The 17,372-nt window shown below is 62.2% G+C and carries 22 protein-coding genes and 1 riboswitch; of the genes, 7 read left to right on the plus strand and 15 right to left on the minus strand.

Annotated elements, in window-relative coordinates; translation table 11 throughout:
* Nucleotides 1–33 precede the first annotated feature (33 nt).
* From fliO to fliR, 4 genes are read left to right on the plus strand one after another with little or no spacing between them, the layout of a single operon-like run.
* Complete coding sequence (gene fliO, locus GPA25_RS22645; protein WP_425486418.1) at nucleotides 34–429, plus strand: flagellar biosynthetic protein FliO; 396 nt, start codon at nucleotides 34–36, stop codon at nucleotides 427–429.
* On the plus strand, nucleotides 419–1,174 hold the full coding sequence (gene fliP, locus GPA25_RS22650) for a flagellar type III secretion system pore protein FliP (RefSeq protein WP_169262669.1): 756 nt from the start codon (nucleotides 419–421) through the stop codon (nucleotides 1,172–1,174). Before fliO ends, fliP begins: the two co-directional genes overlap by 11 nt.
* Before the next feature lie 16 nt (nucleotides 1,175–1,190).
* Nucleotides 1,191–1,460 (plus strand): flagellar biosynthesis protein FliQ, encoded by a 270-nt coding sequence (gene fliQ, locus GPA25_RS22655; RefSeq protein ID WP_169262670.1) that lies wholly within the window; start codon nucleotides 1,191–1,193, stop codon nucleotides 1,458–1,460.
* Nucleotides 1,461–1,465: 5 nt separating this feature from the next.
* Nucleotides 1,466–2,245, plus strand: coding sequence for a flagellar biosynthetic protein FliR (gene fliR, locus GPA25_RS22660; protein WP_169262671.1), 780 nt, complete (start codon nucleotides 1,466–1,468; stop codon nucleotides 2,243–2,245).
* A gap of 20 nt (nucleotides 2,246–2,265) precedes the next feature.
* On the opposite strand, the gene GPA25_RS22665 is transcribed toward fliR, so the two are convergent.
* The 12 genes from GPA25_RS22665 to flgB all read right to left on the minus strand — a co-directional run bounded on the left by GPA25_RS22665 (nucleotide 2,266) and on the right by flgB (nucleotide 12,632).
* On the minus strand, nucleotides 2,266–2,592 hold the full coding sequence (locus GPA25_RS22665) for a hypothetical protein (RefSeq protein ID WP_343035046.1): 327 nt from the start codon (nucleotides 2,590–2,592) through the stop codon (nucleotides 2,266–2,268).
* 139 nt (nucleotides 2,593–2,731) lie between these two features.
* Nucleotides 2,732–3,676 (minus strand): flagellar hook-associated protein FlgL, encoded by a 945-nt coding sequence (gene flgL, locus GPA25_RS22670; RefSeq protein ID WP_169262673.1) that lies wholly within the window; start codon nucleotides 3,674–3,676, stop codon nucleotides 2,732–2,734.
* Between the two features lie 14 nt (nucleotides 3,677–3,690).
* Entirely contained in the window at nucleotides 3,691–5,142 is a 1,452-nt protein-coding gene (gene flgK, locus GPA25_RS22675) for a flagellar hook-associated protein FlgK (protein ID WP_169262674.1), read from the minus strand.
* A gap of 67 nt (nucleotides 5,143–5,209) precedes the next feature.
* The gene (flgJ, locus tag GPA25_RS22680) at nucleotides 5,210–6,262 is read right to left on the minus strand and encodes a flagellar assembly peptidoglycan hydrolase FlgJ (RefSeq protein WP_169262675.1); all 1,053 of its coding nucleotides are present in this window, start codon (nucleotides 6,260–6,262) and stop codon (nucleotides 5,210–5,212) included.
* A 1-nt stretch (nucleotide 6,263) separates the two neighbouring features.
* Nucleotides 6,264–7,331 (minus strand): flagellar basal body P-ring protein FlgI, encoded by a 1,068-nt coding sequence (locus GPA25_RS22685; protein WP_246266099.1) that lies wholly within the window; start codon nucleotides 7,329–7,331, stop codon nucleotides 6,264–6,266.
* Nucleotides 7,332–7,409: 78 nt separating this feature from the next.
* Nucleotides 7,410–8,084, minus strand: a complete 675-nt coding sequence (locus GPA25_RS22690) for a flagellar basal body L-ring protein FlgH (protein ID WP_169262677.1) — start codon at nucleotides 8,082–8,084, stop codon at nucleotides 7,410–7,412.
* A 9-nt stretch (nucleotides 8,085–8,093) separates the two neighbouring features.
* Nucleotides 8,094–8,876: a flagellar basal-body rod protein FlgG gene (gene flgG / locus GPA25_RS22695; protein WP_169262678.1), complete on the minus strand. Its 783-nt coding sequence runs from the start codon at nucleotides 8,874–8,876 to the stop codon at nucleotides 8,094–8,096.
* Between the two features lie 137 nt (nucleotides 8,877–9,013).
* A complete protein-coding gene (gene flgF / locus GPA25_RS22700) occupies nucleotides 9,014–9,754 on the minus strand; it encodes a flagellar basal-body rod protein FlgF (RefSeq protein ID WP_169262679.1) in 741 nt (246 codons plus the stop codon).
* 70 nt (nucleotides 9,755–9,824) lie between these two features.
* The gene (gene flgE, locus GPA25_RS22705; RefSeq protein ID WP_169262680.1) at nucleotides 9,825–11,084 is read right to left on the minus strand and encodes a flagellar hook protein FlgE; all 1,260 of its coding nucleotides are present in this window, start codon (nucleotides 11,082–11,084) and stop codon (nucleotides 9,825–9,827) included.
* Nucleotides 11,085–11,108: 24 nt separating this feature from the next.
* Complete coding sequence (locus tag GPA25_RS22710; RefSeq protein ID WP_169262681.1) at nucleotides 11,109–11,786, minus strand: flagellar hook assembly protein FlgD; 678 nt, start codon at nucleotides 11,784–11,786, stop codon at nucleotides 11,109–11,111.
* Between the two features lie 19 nt (nucleotides 11,787–11,805).
* Nucleotides 11,806–12,210 carry a flagellar basal body rod protein FlgC gene (flgC, locus tag GPA25_RS22715; protein WP_169262682.1) on the minus strand — a complete coding sequence of 135 codons (405 nt, stop codon included), beginning with the start codon at nucleotides 12,208–12,210 and terminating at the stop codon, nucleotides 11,806–11,808.
* Between the two features lie 17 nt (nucleotides 12,211–12,227).
* Nucleotides 12,228–12,632 carry a flagellar basal body rod protein FlgB gene (gene flgB / locus GPA25_RS22720; protein ID WP_169262683.1) on the minus strand — a complete coding sequence of 135 codons (405 nt, stop codon included), beginning with the start codon at nucleotides 12,630–12,632 and terminating at the stop codon, nucleotides 12,228–12,230.
* 356 nt (nucleotides 12,633–12,988) lie between these two features.
* Between flgB and flgA the strand changes: the two genes are divergently transcribed.
* From flgA to GPA25_RS22735, 3 genes are all read left to right on the plus strand, one after another.
* Entirely contained in the window at nucleotides 12,989–13,582 is a 594-nt protein-coding gene (gene flgA / locus GPA25_RS22725) for a flagellar basal body P-ring formation chaperone FlgA (protein ID WP_343035047.1), read from the plus strand.
* A gap of 88 nt (nucleotides 13,583–13,670) precedes the next feature.
* Nucleotides 13,671–13,976: a flagellar biosynthesis anti-sigma factor FlgM gene (gene flgM / locus GPA25_RS22730; protein ID WP_169262685.1), complete on the plus strand. Its 306-nt coding sequence runs from the start codon at nucleotides 13,671–13,673 to the stop codon at nucleotides 13,974–13,976.
* Nucleotides 13,973–14,446, plus strand: coding sequence for a flagellar export chaperone FlgN (locus GPA25_RS22735; protein ID WP_169262686.1), 474 nt, complete (start codon nucleotides 13,973–13,975; stop codon nucleotides 14,444–14,446). Before flgM ends, GPA25_RS22735 begins: the two co-directional genes overlap by 4 nt.
* Before the next feature lie 57 nt (nucleotides 14,447–14,503).
* Here the strand turns inward: GPA25_RS22735 and cbpB are convergent, their stop codons facing one another.
* The 3 genes from cbpB to GPA25_RS24105 all read right to left on the minus strand — a co-directional run bounded on the left by cbpB (nucleotide 14,504) and on the right by GPA25_RS24105 (nucleotide 17,083).
* The gene (gene cbpB / locus GPA25_RS22740) at nucleotides 14,504–15,922 is read right to left on the minus strand and encodes a peptide-modifying radical SAM enzyme CbpB (RefSeq protein ID WP_169262687.1); all 1,419 of its coding nucleotides are present in this window, start codon (nucleotides 15,920–15,922) and stop codon (nucleotides 14,504–14,506) included.
* Nucleotides 15,919–16,083 (minus strand): modified peptide precursor CbpA, encoded by a 165-nt coding sequence (cbpA, locus tag GPA25_RS22745; protein ID WP_169262689.1) that lies wholly within the window; start codon nucleotides 16,081–16,083, stop codon nucleotides 15,919–15,921. Before cbpA ends, cbpB begins: the two co-directional genes overlap by 4 nt.
* 111 nt (nucleotides 16,084–16,194) lie before the next feature.
* Nucleotides 16,195–16,423: riboswitch (cobalamin riboswitch) on the minus strand.
* 120 nt (nucleotides 16,424–16,543) lie between these two features.
* Nucleotides 16,544–17,083, minus strand: a complete 540-nt coding sequence (locus GPA25_RS24105; protein ID WP_343035048.1) for a hypothetical protein — start codon at nucleotides 17,081–17,083, stop codon at nucleotides 16,544–16,546.
* Nucleotides 17,084–17,372: the final 289 nt, after the last annotated feature.

Consider the following 17,372-nt stretch of genomic DNA (forward strand, 5'->3'; position numbering starts at 1 on the left):
CCTCATACCCGCATCACCCGCCTCGCCCCCCTCATCCTGCTGAGCGCTGCGGCACCCGCCTGCGCGGCGGACACCGCTCCGGGCGTCACCGACGGCCTTCCACAGATGCTGCTGGGACTGGCGGTGGTCCTCGGACTGCTGCTCGGCAGCCTGTGGCTCATCAAGCGACTCTCGACGCCGCGTGGCGCTGCGGCCGGCCTGAAGGTGCTCGGTGCGGTACCGGTCGGACCGCGCGAACGCGTGGTCCTGGTCGAGATTGCCGGGCAGGTGCTGGTGCTCGGCGTGACCTCGGCAAGCGTTCGTACGCTTCACACCATCTCGGCCGACACACTGCAGCACACGGCAGATGCCACACCGACGGCCAACCCGTTTGGCGATTTCCCGAGCTGGCTGAAGCGTTCACTGGAGCGTCGCAACGATGCGAACTGATCGCAGCGGCCTCACCCGAGTATTCGCCGCGCTGCTCCTGCTGCTCGCCCCGCTCGTTGCCAGCGCACAGGGCCTGCCTGCGGTCACCGGCACGCCCGGCCCGGGCGGCGGAACCACTTACAGCCTGAGCGTCCAGACGCTGCTGCTGCTCACCTCGCTGAGCTTCCTGCCGGCCGTGGTGCTGATGATGACGAGCTTCACGCGCATCATCATCGTGTTCGCCCTGCTACGCACGGCGATGGGCACGCAGACTTCGCCGCCCAACCAGGTACTGCTCGGGCTGGCCTTGTTCCTGACCTTCTTCATCATGTCGCCGGTCATCGAGAAGGTCTATACGGACGCTTACCTGCCCATGTCACGCAGCGAGATCGCCTTCGACCAGGCACTGGAACGCGCCTCGGTGCCCGTCAAGGCCTTCATGCTCAAGCAGGTGCGCGAGCCCGACATCGCGCTATTCACCAAGCTCTCGAAGACCCCGCCGGTGGAAAAGGCAGAGGATCTGCCAATGCGCGTCGTCGTGCCGGCCTTTGTCACCTCGGAGCTGAAAACGGCGTTCCAGATCGGCTTCCTCGTTTTCATCCCCTTCCTCATCATCGACATGGTCGTCGCCTCGGTGCTGATGTCGATGGGCATGATGATGATGTCGCCCGTGATTGTTTCGCTGCCATTCAAGATCATGCTGTTCGTGCTGGTCGACGGCTGGACCCTGCTGGTGGGGTCGCTCGTCGAAAGCTTCTCGACATGACCCAGGAGAACCTGTCATGACCCCAGGTACCGTTGTCGACATCGGTCGTCAGGCTGTCGAACTCACGCTGCTGATGGCCGCACCACTGTTTCTTGCCGCGCTGATCACCGGCCTCATCGTCAGCGTATTTCAGGCCGCCACGCAGATCAACGAGATGACGCTGACTTTCGTGCCGAAGCTCGTCGCGGTATTCGCGACGATGGTGATCGCAGGCCACTGGATGATTGCGCTGATTACCGACTTCACCCGCCGCCTGTTCGAGTCCATTCCGACGATGATCGGGTAGCGCCGATGCTGAGCATCACCTCCGCGCAACTGGACGCTTGGCTGGCCGCGCTGATGTTCCCGCTGGCGCGGTTGCTCGGCCTGGTGTCCGCCGCGCCGCTATTCAGCAATCGCATGGTGCCCGTACGTGTCAGGCTGGCTGTTGGACTCGCCACCGCACTCGCAGTCCTGCCAGCCCTGCCGCCGATGCCGCCGATGCCCGCGGATTCGATGTTGACGCTGACAATACTCGCGCAGCAAGCCTTCATCGGCATCGCCATGGGCTTCATGATGCGGCTGATGTTCGCCGCGGTCGATCTCGCGGGCGAGATGATCGGGCTGCAGATGGGTCTGTCCTTCGCAGTCTTCTTCAGTCCGCAGAGCGGTGGCCAGACGTCCGTGATCGCGGAATTTCTTGGCCTGATCACCCTGCTTGTTTTCGTTGCGATGAACGGTCACCTGATGCTCATCAACATACTGGTGGCAAGTTTCGAATGGCTGCCAGTGGGCAAACTGCCGAAGGCCGAAGGCTGGATGCTGATCGTCAGCTATGCCACGGTGATGTTCGCATCGGGCTTGCTATTGGCCCTGCCGATGGTGGCGGCACTACTGATCACCAACACCGCACTGGGAGTCCTGACGCGTGCTGCGCCGCAACTGAACCTGTTCGCGGTCGGCTTCCCTGTGACGCTGTCGGTGGGTTTTCTGGTGTTGCTGCTAACTCTTGGCACTTTCGCGCCAGTGCTACAAAGGCTGTTCGAAAATGGTTTCGAGGCGGTAGATCAGTTGCTGCGCAGTTTCGTCTGAACGGGGGGCACCGCTCTCCCCTACATTGCAGGCCAAATTCGCGAACGCGCAAATCGCACTTCGCCACTCGCAACCCTGCGTGCAAACGGCCGCGTGGAATCGACCCCCTCTTCGTAACGCATCACATCGAAACCGGCAAAACCCTTGGACTCCGCCAACTGCCGCGCATTACGCACAAAAATCTGCCGTGCCTCGCCATCCCCACCAGTGATCAGCGTCTTCATGCGCAGGTCCAGACGCACGCGCGCCTCGTCCAGGCGGGTGACACTGACGTCCCAGGTCGGAGCAAGGGGATCGTAGATCGCGTACGCGATCAGTGCCCCCGCCAGATATTCCGGTTCGAGCAAGTCCAGTTCGGATGCTGTCAGGACCGCCCCCACCCCCCCTGCAAGCTTGGCACTGTGGTCCTGAAGCAGTGCGCAACCGGTCAAGGCCGGCACTATCAAGCTTAGGGCGAGGCGACGGAGCATGGCGGCGAGCGGAACCTTAGTCGAGCAGATTGAAAAGCGACAGCCCGGTAACGCGCACGTATGTTTGCTGCGCAGCCTCGAGCACCGTCTGTTGCTTCGAGAAGCGCGAAATCGCCTCGTTGTAGTCGAGATCCTGCAGGCGCGAAAGGGTCTCCGCATATTGCAGATCGTGCGAGGCCGACAGCTCGACGAGCGCATCGAGTTCCACCATGCGCGAGCCGACCGAGGCGCGGATCGTGCCGACATTGTCGAGCGCCACGTCCATGTCGCCGATGGCGCTCGTCACCGCAGCCGCAATATTGCGCGTGGGGTCGCTCGCGTCCTTGCGCAATTCAGTGATGAATTCCGAGATCGCGCCGAACACCTGCGACTCACCGGAAGCGGGATCGGCCATGAACACACGGCTGCCGGGCTCGGCGACCGGCATGGTGCGCGACGAACCGACCTGCATGCTGCGCACCCCGGCATCGCCGTCGTAGACCACCGCAGCGGGGCCCGCCGGGGGTGCCGCCGTCCCGCCGGAAAACGCCGCCTGTCCGGACTGATAACCGGCGAACTGGTACTCGCCGGTGGCGTCCTTGCTGTTGGCCACACCCAACAGCGCATTGAACTGGGCCTCGATATCGGCCGCCATCGCCTGGTGCTCTGCAGGGCTGAAGCTACCGTTACCCGCTTCGACCGCGCGGGTGCGAATGTAGGTCAGGATCTCGGTGACGCTCCCGAGACTGCTCTCCAGGGAGGTCAGCGCATCCTTCGCATAGCCCTGATTGATCTGGAACTGCTCGTTGACACTTTTGGTCTGCGAGACTTCCAGTGCGCGCGATGCGCCAATCGGATCATCCGACGGGTTCAGGATACGACGCCCGGAAGCCAGCTGCTGCTGCGTATGCAGGAGATCGGCGCTCTGCCTCTGCATGGCATTGCGGCCGGCATCGAAGATCATGCTGGTGGAGATTCTCATGATGTCACCTCACTTCAGCGCGCGACCGAAAGAATTTCGTCAAACAACGTCCCGGCAATCGACATCACCCGTGCCGCCGCCTGGTATGACTGCTGATAGCGGATCAGGTTGGCCGCTTCCTCGTCAAGGTTCACGCCGGACAGGGCCTGTTGTGCATCGATCGCCTGCTGCAATTGCGCCTCCTGACTGCGCTCGCCGATCTGCACTTCGCGCGCCTTGTTACCGACGAAGCTCACCAATTGCGAATAAGCGGACTGGAACGTAGCGGAGTCGCCATTCATGACACGCGCGGTCTGCAGCCCCGCGAGTTGCAGAGCGTTTTCATTATTGCTGCCACCCGCCGTAGTGCCCGCGGCCGCGTTCGGCGCGCCAGACGCGGCAACCTGACGCGGATCGGTAATCGCCACGGCAAACGCCCCGGCCGCCGAACGACGCCCCACTGCAGTTGCGGCGAAGCCACTGATGTCGGTGAAGAATGCAATGCCGGTCGCCGAACCGTCGAGGTTGTAGCCTGCGGCGTGGACAGCATTGAACTCGGCGGCCACCGCTATCGCGATATTGCCGAGTTGTTCCCGCGCCGCATTCAGCGTTTCATTGCGGAACTTCAGCATTCCACCGAGTTGTCCGCCGGTAATCAGGGAATCCGGCAACAACACCGAACCACCGCCGGGCGTGGCAAGGCGGATCTCGCCGCGGAAGGGATCGGGCGGCACTGAGGAATCGCCCTCCACCATCAGCGTCGACACCGTAGTGCCGACCACCAGCGCCTGTCCGCTACCCATGAAGACGCTCAGCGAGCCATCCGATTCGGTAACCGTGCTCACCTTGACGAGCTTATTGAGCTCCGCTACAAGGTTGTCGCGCTGATCAAGCAGATCGTTCGCCTGCACCGATGGGCCCGCAACCTGGACCACGCCGATGCGCTCGTTGATATCGGCAATCTGCCGCGCGAACGCGTTGATCGAATCGACCGTGCTGACGATCTGGCCTTCGTTGATGTCGCGAATTTCGTTCAGCCGCGTATCGAGGGCCTGGAAGCGCGCCGCGAGCGATTCTGCGGTCGAGATCAAGGCCTGCCGCGCGGGAACGCTCGACGGGTTGATCGCAACATCCTGCACTCCGGCGAAGAAGTTCGCGAGCGCGGGAGACAGGCCGGAACTGGCATCGGCCAGCAGGTTGTCAACCTGAGCGATCTGGGTGTTATAAGCAGAAAACTCTTCCTTGCGCGCCGACGCACTCAACACTTGCTGGTTGAGAAACCCGTCGTACTGCCGCCGCACTGCATCGACCCTCGAACCCTGCCCGAAAAAACCCGCGCCGGAAAAAAATGGGTCATTCGTCGTCAGCACAGTCGTCTGACGGTTGAATCCCGGAGTATCGGCGTTGGTGATGTTATGGCTGGTCGTCAACAAGTTCGCTTGCGAACTGTTGATGCCTGTCAGACCGATGCTAAGAAGTCCCGCCATGATCGTTTCCTCGTTCCCACTGCTCTTACGGCATTACTAAGCAAAACTTTTGCCAGTTCTCGCCGGATCAGCCTGCGAGTGCCGTACGCAGCGTCGCGCCGCCGATGATGCGCGTGAGTTTGTCGGCGTACATCGGGTCTGTTGCATAGCCGGCCTGCTGAAGGCTGCGCGCGAATCCGGCCGCATCGGTTTGTCCGAGAACCTCGGCGTAACGGGGGCTGCCGCGCAACAGATTGGCGTAATCGCGAAAGGCCTCCGAATAAGACCCATAAGCGCGAAATCGCGCAGTTTCCGTATAGGGGCGGCCATTGGCATACTCGGTGACCGGCACCTCGACCACCGCCCCTTTCCAGTTGGCCCCAGCCTTGATATTGAAGAGGTTATGACTGGGCGAACCGTCGGCACGACGCAATTCTCCGCGCCCCCAACCGGTTTCGAGTGCCGCCTGCCCGACCATGAAGTGCGCGGGAATCCCTGTGCTGCGACTGGCCTCACCGGCGTGCGCCCATACGCGATTGACGAACTCGCGCGCGCCCTCCGGAACCGGCCGGGATGCCCCACTCGCGTCCGTCGCCGGTGCGCCCTCGACAACCGGATCCACCACCTGGTCACCGCGCCTTCCGGTGCCCTTCTCGGCCCTGGGCAAAGCCATCGCCGCACCGAGCTGCGCGACAAATTCGCCCAACTCGTCGGCTTCGGCGGCGGAGTTTGCCGGCAAGGCCAGAGCGGCGGCAGGAATTGCCGCACGCCGCGTCACCCGCGACAGGTCGACGCCAGCCGAATCCTCGGCACCGCCTTGGCCTTGTTGTGCTACCGTCCGCGTGTCGCCGCCGAGCTGCCGATAAATCACGTCGGCAAGCCCGATGCCGCGCCCCTGCGCCATGTTCATTGCCGTCTGCTGGTCCTGCAGGGCCTGGAACATGCGCGTCTGGTCGCTATCGAACATGCTGTTCGACGGCACCGCTGCACGCATCGACTTGAGCACCATCTGCAGGAACAATGCCTCGAACTGCTTTGCAGTCGCACGCAGCGCCTCGGGTGAATTGCTATCGCGCGACAGCCGCTTCAGATCCGCCAGCGCATTCGGATCGATTGCATTGATCTGGGCGGCGGCAACCATGTCAGATCACCTCCAGCTCGGCCCGCAGCGAACCCGCCGCCTTCATCGCCTGCAGGATGCTCACCAGATCCATCGGCGACGCACCAAGGGCGTTCAGTGCCTTCACGACCTCGGCCAGATTCGCCCCGCCGCGCACATTGCGCAGGCTACCCTCGCCCTGCTGGATATCGACCGTGCCGCGCTGAGTCGTGACGGTCCGTCCGCCCGACAGCGGTGCAGGCTGGCTCACCGCGGTTTCGGTGTTCACCGTCACGGTGAGGTTGCCGTGCGCCACCGCTACGTTCTGCAGCGTCACGCTCTGGTTCATGACCACCGAGCCGGTACGCGAATTGACGATGACCTTCGCAGCCTGCTGCACCGGTGTCACTTCGAGGTTTTCGAGTTTGCCGAGGAAAGCCACGCGGTCCGAGGTGTCAAGCGGCGCGCGTACCTGGATGCTGCGCCCGTCAAGCGCCTGCGCGGTACCGCCGGATGTCGCCAGATTGATCGCATCGACGACGCGGCGTGCCGTACCGAAATCGGTGTCCTTGAGCTCGAACATGACGAATTCGCCCTGCCCCAGCGAGCTGGTCACGGCACGCTCGACCGTCGCGCCAGCAGGGATGCGTCCGGCGGAAAGATGATTGATCGTCTGCGACGCGCCGCCTCCGGACGCCCCCGCACCGCCGACCAGCATGTTGCCCTGGGCCATGGCGTACACCTGACCGTCTGCGCCTTTCAGTGGCGTCATCACAAGCGTACCGCCGCGCAGGCTCTTCGCATTGCCGATCGACGACACCGTCACATCGAGCTCCTGGCCCGGCCGTGCAAACGCCGGCAGGCTGGTGGTCACCATCACCGCGGCGACGTTCTTCAACTGCAGATTGGTACCGGGCGGCAGCGTCACGCCCATGTTCCCGAGCATGTTAATGATGCTCTGCACCGTAAACGGCGTCTGCGTGGTCTGGTCGCCACTGCCGTCGAGACCGATCACCAGTCCGTAACCGACGAGCTGGTTGTCGCGCACACCGGCCACCGTCGCCAGATCCTTGAGGCGCTCGGCAGCACCCGCGGCGCCCGCGATCAGCATCCCCAGCACGCAAACAATCGCCCGAACCGCCCTGCCATTGCACAACATCTTTGACTCCCCCAACGCCCGAGCAAGGATTCAGAACGGCGACACGGCAACGAAGAAACGCTGCAACCAGCCCATCGTGTTCGATTCGTCGATGTATCCGCTGCCCTTGTACTCGATCCGGGCATCGGCCACCTGCGTCGATTGCACGGTATTCGCCGACGTCACCGTATTCGGGTTGATGACGCCGGAAAAACGGATGAATTCGTTGCCCTGATTGATCGCCACCTGCTTTTCGCCGGACACCAGCAGATTGCCGTTCGGATAGACCTCGATCACGGTCACGGTAATCGTGCCGCTGAACACGTTGTTTGCCGCAGAAGCTCCTGCGCCGGCAAACTCCGAGTCGACACCCGCCTGCAGATTCATGCCGGCCAGACCGGCCAGCGGCACCCGCGACGCGGCCGTGATACCGCCGGAAACATCCGAGGCACGCGTCGCGCTGCTGTTGGCCCGCTTCTGCGCGGTGTTGCGCTCGACGAGGTTGATCGTCAGGGTATCCCCGATCAGTCGCGCACGGCGATCCTCGAACAGGGGCCGCACCTGTGCCACCTGGTAAATCGAACCGTTGGCGCCGCCCATCTGGGCTCGCGCTTCGGGACGTACGGTCATCGGTTGATGGACCACGGTCGGCGGCGTCGAATAGATCGATGCACAGCCCGACAACAGTGTCAGGATTGCAGCGGCAAACAGGCCGGACCGTTTCATGATGTCCCCTTAAAGCTGCGTCAGACGGCCCAGCATCTGGTCCGATGTCTGGATCGCGCGAGAATTCAATTCATACGCGCGCTGCGTCGTGATCATGTTGACCAGCTCCTCGGCAACGTTCACGTTCGAAGTTTCGACAAACTGCTGATTGATGACGCCCGCACCGTTGGTACCCGGCGCATTCGGCGTGGCCACCCCGCTCGATGCCGTCTCGCGGTACAGGTTCTCACCGGCGCTGGACAACCCGCCCGGATTCACGAAGGTCGCAACCTGAATATTGCCGACCACCGTCGGCGTGGCCTGCCCCGCCTGCAGCACGCTCACCGTGCCGTCCTTGCCGATGGTGATGGTCTGCGCATCGTTGGGGATGATGATGGCCGGCTCCAGCGGATAACCACTAGCCGTTACCATCTGCCCCTGCGAGTCGAGCTGGAATACACCATCCCGCGTATAGCCGGGCGTGCCATCCGGCAGGGTCACCTGGAAGAAACCATTGCCCTGGATCGCCATGTCCAGCGCATTACCGGTCTGTTGCAGGCTGCCCTGGGTATGGATACGCTCGGTCGCCACCGGACGTACGCCGGTACCGAGCTGCAAGCCGCTGCCGATCTGGTTCTGCTGCGTATTCTGCGCCCCCGGCTGGCGAATCGTCTGATACAGGAGATCCTCGAACACTGCCCGCGCGCGCTTGAAGCCGTTGGTCGAAACGTTCGCAAGGTTGTTCGAAATCACGTCCAGCTGCGTCTGCTGGGCGTCGAGGCCGGTACGGGCGATCCACAATGAACGAATCATGATCCTGACTCCCTTTCCTGAGCGGGCAGACAGTCTGCCTGCAAGTATTGGGGCCAGTTTACGGCGCGCCAGGCCGATTCAATCGCCGGAACACCCGCCGAAAAGACCCGCTAATGTCTCCGCTTGCGCTTGGCCGTTCAACGGCTCGCAAGCACCTGCGTCGCCGCCTGGTCATTGGCCTCGGCGGTCTGCAACATCTTGGTCTGCATCTCGAACTGGCGCGCCAGCGAGATCATCGTCACCATCTGGTCGACCACGCTGACGTTGCTGCCTTCCAGGTAGCCCCCCGCGACGCGCACGTCTTCATCCTGCGGCGCCGTCCCGCCCGCCCGCAGGCGGAAGAGTCCGTCATCGCCACGCACCAGGGACTCCTCGGGAGGATTGACGAGCTTCAGCTGGCCTAGGTTATTGACGACGTTCTCCTCGCCCCCCGACTGCATCGCCGAAATCGTGCCGTCCTTGCCGACCAGAATCTCGTTGTCGGGCGGAATCGTCACCGGTCCGCCATCGCCAAGCACCGGCAAACCATTGCGCGTCTGCAGCACACCGTTGGCGCTGAGTTCCAGACTGCCGTTACGCGTATAGCCTTCCGACCCGTCCTGCAACTGCACCGCGAGCCAACCCTTGCCTTCGACGGCCACATCCAGCGCGCGTCCCGTCTGCTGTAACGGGCCCGGCGCGAAATTCGTCGCCACGCTTGCATCAACGACGAACGCCCGCGTCGCCAAACCCTCGCCCTGCACCGGCACCGCACGCAACTTGTGCATCTCGGCGCGGAAACCGGTCGAAGTCGCATTGGCCAGGTTGTTAGCCACTGCGGCCTGCTGGCCCATGGTGTGCTTTGCACCGGTCATTGCCGTATAGATCAATCGATCCATGATCCGCTCCCTTGATCCTGCCCGCCGGATGCCCGCCGCTCAGGCGATCGGCCCCGGCACACGCTTACGTTTAACGCAGGTTGACGATGGTCTGCAGGATCTGATCCTGCGCACGCACCGACTGCGCATTGGCCTGGTAGGCGCGCTGCTGCACGATCAGCTGCACCAACTCGCCTGTCAGGTCGACGTTCGCCTCTTCGATCGAACCAGCATTCATCAGCCCGAGGTTTGCGCTCCCCGGCACACCAACGATCGGCTGACCGGAATCGGGCGACTCGGCCCACAGGTTGCCCCCCAACGACAGCAAGCCATTCGGGCTCTGGAAATTCGCCAGCACCACCTGTCCGAGATCACGACTCTGGCCGTTGCTGTACCGGCCAAGGATCACACCATCGTCACCAATCGTGATCCCCGTCAGACGACCTGACGCGAAACCATCCTGGCGCAGCGTATTGACCCCGAACTGGCTACCGAACTGTGACGAATCGGTCAGATCGAAGGAAATCGCCTGAGTCGCCGATGCCCCGGTCCCGGCGAATTCCGGGAATGTGATATCGAACGCACCACCCGCGATCATTGCGCCATCGGCATCGAACTGCAGCGGCGATCCCGGTGCCGGAATTGCCTGAGCATCACCGGTGCCATCCACCTGGTAAAAACCATCCCACGAACCTGCCGCAGTCTTCTGGAAGAAGAAAGTCAGCGTGTGCGGGTTACCCAGCGTGTCGTATGCCGTTGCCGAGGTCGAGAAGTTGTACCCGCCCGCACCGACGTTGTTGCGATCCAGCGGCGTCGGATTTGTCGGATCGAAAGACGGCGATACCGGCTCGCGCGAATCGAAGTTCATCGCCAGCGTCATTTGCGAGGACGCGCTCGGCTGCACGTCGGAGAAATTCAGCTGGAGACTCTGCGGATCGCCACCGCTCAGAATCACTCCGTTGGTCGCGGCATAGCCGGTCAACCGGAGCCCCTGCGAATTGACGATGAAGCCGTCCTTGCTCACGTCGAACTGACCATTGCGGGTGAAGGCGATCGTCCCGTCAGGAGAGGCCATGCGGAAAAAGCCATTGCCGTTGATCGCCACGTCGAGCGGGTTATTGGTCGTCGTGATGTTGCCCTGCGAGAACAACTGCGTCACCGCCCCGATCGCCGAACCGATACCCACCTGCACGCCCGCCGCCGCACCATTCAGCGCCGCTGCAAAAACGTCAGAAAACTCCGCCCGCCCGGCCTTGAAACCCACGGTATTCGAGTTGGCCACGTTGTTGCTGATGACATCGAGGGCCTTGGCGGCGGAGTTCAGACCGCTCAAACCTTGCTGGAATGCCATGATCGTCTCCCTGGGAGTTCAATATCAAACTATCTGTCTGACCTCGGACATCTTGAAGATGCCCAGGTCACCAATCTGCAGGTCGGTGCCCTTGGTTCCGCGTACCACGCTGGTCACCGCACCGAACTCGAGGGCCTCGGCCGCCACCGGATCTTCACCGGTCACCGCCTCGATGCTCACCGTATACTTGCCGTTGGCCGCGCGGCTGCCATCGATCGTCGTGCCGTCCCACTGGAAATTGTGCGTACCGGCAGCGAAGGACCCCAGATCCACCAACGCAACTTCCAGGCCATTCGCGTCCTGAATCTTCATCGTTACCTTGTCCGCGGGCACTTCCAGCGCAAAACCGCCTACCGCCCCGGCATCACTCAGCGCCAGTCCCTTGCCGGGAATCAACACGCCACGCCCGACCAGCGTTGCAGCCTGCAAAGCTTCGGACGACTGCTGGCCTTCCATGATCTGACTCAGCATCGTATTGAGCCGCTCGATCCCATCCACCGTGCTGATTTGCGCCAGCTGCGAAGTCACCTGCGCGTTATCCAGCGGATTCATCGGATCCTGATTTTTCAGCTGTGCCGTCAGCAGCGTCAGAAAGCGTCCCTGGCTGTCGGCGTCCGCCTTCGCGGTCTCGGTCGTCTTGCGCCCCAGCGCCGCAACCGCTGCCTCTGCCGCCGAAGAAATCGTGTTATTCACGGTTGCCATGATCTGCTCCGATTAACTCTTACTGGCCGATCGCCAGAGTCCGCTGAATCAGCGATTTCGCCGTATTCATCACCTCGGCGTTGGTCTGATAGGCACGCGAAGCCGAGATCATGTTGGTCATTTCCTCAACCACATTCACATTCGACATCTCGACATAACCTTCCGGATTCGCAGCCGGGTTGGTCGGGTCATAAGTCAAGCGCCCCGGCTCCGCGCTCTCAACCACACGCGACACCTGCACGCCGACACCATTCGGCCCGGCCACTGGCGCTGCCGTGAACACCACCTGCTTCGCGCGGTACGGTTGCCCATCCGGCCCGGCAACGCTGTCCGCATTAGCCAGATTCGACGCCGTGGCATTGAGTCGCGCGGACTGCGCATGCAACGCGGACCCCGCGATATTGAAGACGTTGAACATGCTCATGAACGCCTACCCTCCTCTCACTGGCCGGTAATCGCGGTTTGCATGCCGCGTAACAAGCTGTTGATGAAAGTGACGCTCGCTTCGTAATGCACCGAATTCTCGGCGAATGCCGCACGCTCCACATCCATATTCACCGTGTTGCCGTCCACGTTCGACTGGAAATCGCTGCGAAAACCCACATGCGCCCCGAACGGCATGTCGGGACCACCGGCAAGATGCCGCGACGACGTGCCCGCCAAAGCCAGCGGACCGATTCGCCCACTCAGGGCCCCCTTCAGCGCCGCACCGAAATCGATGTCGCGTGCCTTGTAATTCGGCGTATCCGCATTGGCGATATTCGACGCCAGCATCTGTTGCCGCTGGGCCTGCAGGTTCAGCGCGCTCTGGTGAAACTGCAGCGCCTGGTCGAGTTGGGTCTTCATGGCATCACCTCAAGTTCTTGCGCCGGTTGCCGATAAATCCTTCATCGACCGGCACTCGCTCCATTGCACCTTCCATGCCAGCGATCTTAGTCCTGCCCTTGCAAGGGCCTTGCTGCAATAAGACCGGCAAATACCGGCCAATTCCGCCGCTTTCCTTGCCGCCCCGAAGCAACTGGCAATGGCAAGCGGAAAAACTTGCCGGTTGCCCCGAAGCCTTCCGCCGTGGTGCAATTCTCCCCATGCTCAACATCCGCTCCCGACGCAGCCGCGCACTGATCGCACTTCTTGGCTTATACACAGCTGGGACCGCGCTTCCGGCGCACGCTCAGCAGCCTCCCCAACCCGTTCACCGGGCGGTGAGCGAGTATCTCGAGCAACAGACCAGCGGACTGCCGGGCAAGGTGGTGCTCAAAGTCGAGCAGTTCGATCCGCAGAACCAGCTTCCTCCCTGTGCCGCGCTCGAACCCTTCCTTCCCCCCGGCACGCGCGCCTGGGGACGTATCAACGTCGGTGTGCGCTGCAATTCTCCGGTCACCTGGACGGCTTACCTGCCCGCACAGGTGTCGGTAATCGGCGAATATCTGGTCACAACAAGACCGATACGCTCCGGCCAGATCGTGGCGCCGGCCGATCTCGAACGCCGCAGCGGGGACCTCAGCTCCGAAGCCGCCAACACACTCACCGACATGACCCAGGCGGTCGGGCACAGCATGCGCTACACGGTCGCGGCCGGGAGTCCTCTGCGAGCCGACATGCTGCGTCTGCCACAAGCCATTCGCCAGGGGCAAACCGTCAAGGTTCTCGGCAGCGGCGCGAGCTTCACCGTCGCCAACGAAGGACGTGCGCTGAATGCCGCAGCGGCCGGCGAAGCAGTGCGCGTCCGGCTGGGCAACGGCCAGGTGATCTCGGGAACCGCCCGGACAGACGGAACGGTCGAACTGAATTTCTGATCAAACTCACCGCAATGAAAATATTCGCTAAAGTTTTCACCGCCTCCGCCGTAGATACGGTCAGAGAACACTTAATGGGAGTTGCGCCGTGAAAATCGAAGGAACCCTCAAACCGGTCGGCCCCGCGCCATCCGGTGAAACGCGGGCGCGCCCGAAACCCGACGCGTCGGCACAAGCATCGACGGAAGCCAAAGTCGAACTCTCCTCGCTGTCCGCAAGCCTCATCAAGGCCGAGGAAGCAATGGCCGCCACACCTGCCGTCGACCGCGGTCGCGTCGACGAGATCAGGCAGGCCATCAGTGAGGGACGTTTCAAGGTCGACGCCAACCGCATCGCCGACGGTCTGATCGAAAGCGTGCGTCAGATGCTCGATGCGCAGACTCCGCGCCCGTGACACTGCAACCGGAACTCCAGCGCCTCGTCCAGCTGATCGACAGCGAGGCGATTCTACTGCGCAGCTTTCTCGCGCTACTGGAACGTGAAGAAGCCCTGCTGATCGCCGGCGACGCCGACGGACTGCTGGCACTGTCAAAGGAAAAAACAGAGCGCTACCACCAGCTTCAACGCATCCACGACGACCGCGCCCTCCTGCTCGGACGCCTTCGCCGCCCCAATACCGCAGCGTCGATCCACGAGCTTTGCCAGCCGCTGCCCGACACTCGGGCTAGATGGGACGAAATTCTCAATCTCGCGCGCGAAGCGCAGACACGCAATACGCTTAACGGCAAGCTCATCACCGAACGCATGCAGAACAATCAAGCCGCCCTGTCGGTGCTGCTCAACGCGGCCCAGCAACCGCAGCTCTACGACTCCGCCGGCATGGCCCGCCCCACCAGCGGCGGGCGCCACCTCGGCAGCGCCTGAACTACTGCGTCCGCGCCGGCGAAATCACCCGCGCGGACGCTCGCTGACAGCGCGATATCAAGGCAGCGCGAACTCGAAGCTGCTCTCCACGCCGCCCTCCTTGGCGTCCCAGCCATCCCACAGGAAGTCATCGGCCTTGCCGTCCGCGATCAGGCGGAATGCGTAACGTGTCTGCTCCTCGTAAAAGCCGCAGAACGCGCCCACCCGTTCCATCCCGCCATTCATCTCATGCGCCTCGGCGGGACACGGTGATCCGCAGAAATGCCGGATCGCACAGCCCTTGCACGGCACGATGCGATCCACATTGCGTTCGGTGACGGTACGGAATGCCGGACTCTCGAGAACGTCCTCGATGCGATCCGTGAACAGATTTCCGCCGCGAAACTCATCCAGTCCGATGAATTCGCTGCACGGGAACATTCCCCCATCCGGAGCCAAGGCAAAAAACGCCCGCCCCCCACCGCACGGCGAGATATCACACATCAAGCGCCGCGCAGTCGGCGCCAGAATGGCCAGCAGGATGTTCGCGAAATTCGCGACCACCATCTTGCGTCCCGTCTGCCGAAAAAGCTCATGCGTCCGCTCCAGCGCCGCGATAAACCCGCGCGCCAGCGCCTCGTCGTCCGGGCGCACCGTCCGCGCCCCCGGTAGCGTGCAGCGCACCGCATTCAGCATGCATGTCGGTACCTCGCGCGCATGGAAGAGATCGACCAGCGGAACCAGCTGATCAAGATTCTTCTCCGTACAGGTCGCAATCACGCTCCACGACGCGTACCCACGCAATGCGTCCATGGCTCGCAACACCTTCCCATGCACGCTCTTGCCACCGAAGGTCAGGCGCGTCGCGTCGGTTGTTTCGGCCAGCGGACCGTCAAGCGACAACCCGATGCTCACCTGACGGTCTGCCAGAAAGGCGATGACCTCGTCGTCAAGCAGCGTCGCATTCGTCTGAACGCCAAAAACGAAGTCGTCCTTGAACGCATCGATCGCGGCGAAAAGCGCCCCCCTGTTCATCAAGGGCTCTGCGCCGTGAAAGATGATTCGCGGCTTCTTCCCCTCCGGAACCACCGTACCAAAATAGACCTTTAGCCGTTCAAGCGCAGCGATCAACTTGTCCGCCGCCATGTGCTGCCCGGACCTGCGCATCCCTTCCGGTATATAGCAGTACGTGCAATTCAGATTGCAACGTTCCGTCGGATTGACGTAAACGGCCGATGGCTTCAGCTCGAAACGCAGCGCGTGCAGCTCGCGCGCAAAGTCGGCCGCCTTCTCGCGATAGCTCCTCATTAAAGGGCCATCGGCAAGGGTCGCCGCCAGTTGATCTTTGCGCACCAGCGCCCAGAACGCCGTCTCCGGCTCACTGAGCGCCATGTAATCCGCGTGTCCGATATCAAACGGGAGCAACGTCGGCCCGACGCCAAGATTGGCATAACGTCCCGCCGACGGTGCCGTCAAGTTATGCGACACGGCGTTCATTTTCCGGCCTTGCGGTCCATCAGGATGTAGTGTGATAAGCCAACCCCGTCGGCCTCACAGCGCTTGCGTGTCGCAATGACTTTGGGTTTCGCCGATGCATCTGCCTGTCCCGCTGCCAACTCCGCAGCGATGACGAGACCATTCTCGACGCTCTGTTTCATTTCCCTCGAAGGCATCCGATTCTCCCAGTTTCCATATGCAGAAAAACAAAAAGGGCCCCGCTGCCGCACAGCCACGTGCGGACAGCGGAACCCTTGCCATTGGTTCCAGCCATAAAAACAATCGAGTCAGCAGGTCTTCTGGCTCCCGGATCAATCGACTTGCCACACCTTCCCACCGGAGTGCTCTCCGACAGTGGCCGAACGCTCGGAAAGTTCCCGGCGTCCCAGCGGCAAACGTCCCCGGTTACAGCGGCGGGCCCGCCACGGAATTGAGCCATGCTCGCACCGTGTTCCAACAGCCTTGATCAAGGCCGTCATTGCTGAATCGGCTCAATTGTCCCCATCAGCGACGTCGAGGTCAACTCCAGAAGACCCGGACGCCATATCCGCATGGGCCTGTGTCATTCCACGAGCGGCATCCTGCAATGACAAGCGCCCCACTGCAGTGCCCCCTCCTGACTTACATTCCCCCGAGATCCTCGATCGCGTCCACCACCATTCCGGTACCGATCGCAATCAACAGGATATCGCTGGCCACCCGGACAAAGCGATGACCGGCCGGCGGAATGCCCAATTCCACGACCACGGAAGGCGGAAGATCGTAATACCGCACATCCCGTGGTAGCGGTCGTCCCCGCGCCCACTTTTTCGCTTGTCCCGGCGGCAGACAACCGTTTCCCTTCTTCGCCAGTCCGGGCGGGCAGCGCCCCGCACTGACTTCGCGCGAATAAAACTCCCGGATTATCGTGCGCTGGCCATCACCAAACCACACTTCCGCGCGCGCACCCGAGCGCGCCCCGTCATGTCCGCCTTCGCGGACCACTCGCTCGCTTCCGCCACGCTCCTTCGCCCCGTGCCCCTTGTCCTTCCGCTCGGACTGCTCCGGTTTCCCGCCACCGGCCCATGCCGGCTTCTCGGCATGCACACCACCTGTCAAAAGCAGCCCGGCACATAGCACCAGCGTCAACGTCTGTAGTTTTTGAGAATTGATTCGCTGCACGGTCAACCTCCTCGCAAAAGAAAATCGGCTCAATCCAATGCCCACCAGACCCCATAGGGTCCACGCATGCTCACGATTTGCATACAACATACATGAAATCCACACTACAACGAAGACAGCGCGGCCGCGTAAGGTCGCAACATCTTGGAGCGTGCCGATTGCGAGTTGACGTAAAAAAGCCGCTGATCCTGTAGAGGAAGAGCGGCTTTTTTGGCATAGGTAGTCTGACGATGACCTACTTTCGCACCCACGAAGGGCACTATCATCGGCGCGGTCCTGTTTCACGGTC

Source organism: Aromatoleum diolicum (assembly GCF_012910955.1).
GTDB classification, from domain to species: Bacteria; Pseudomonadota; Gammaproteobacteria; order Burkholderiales; family Rhodocyclaceae; genus Aromatoleum; species Aromatoleum diolicum.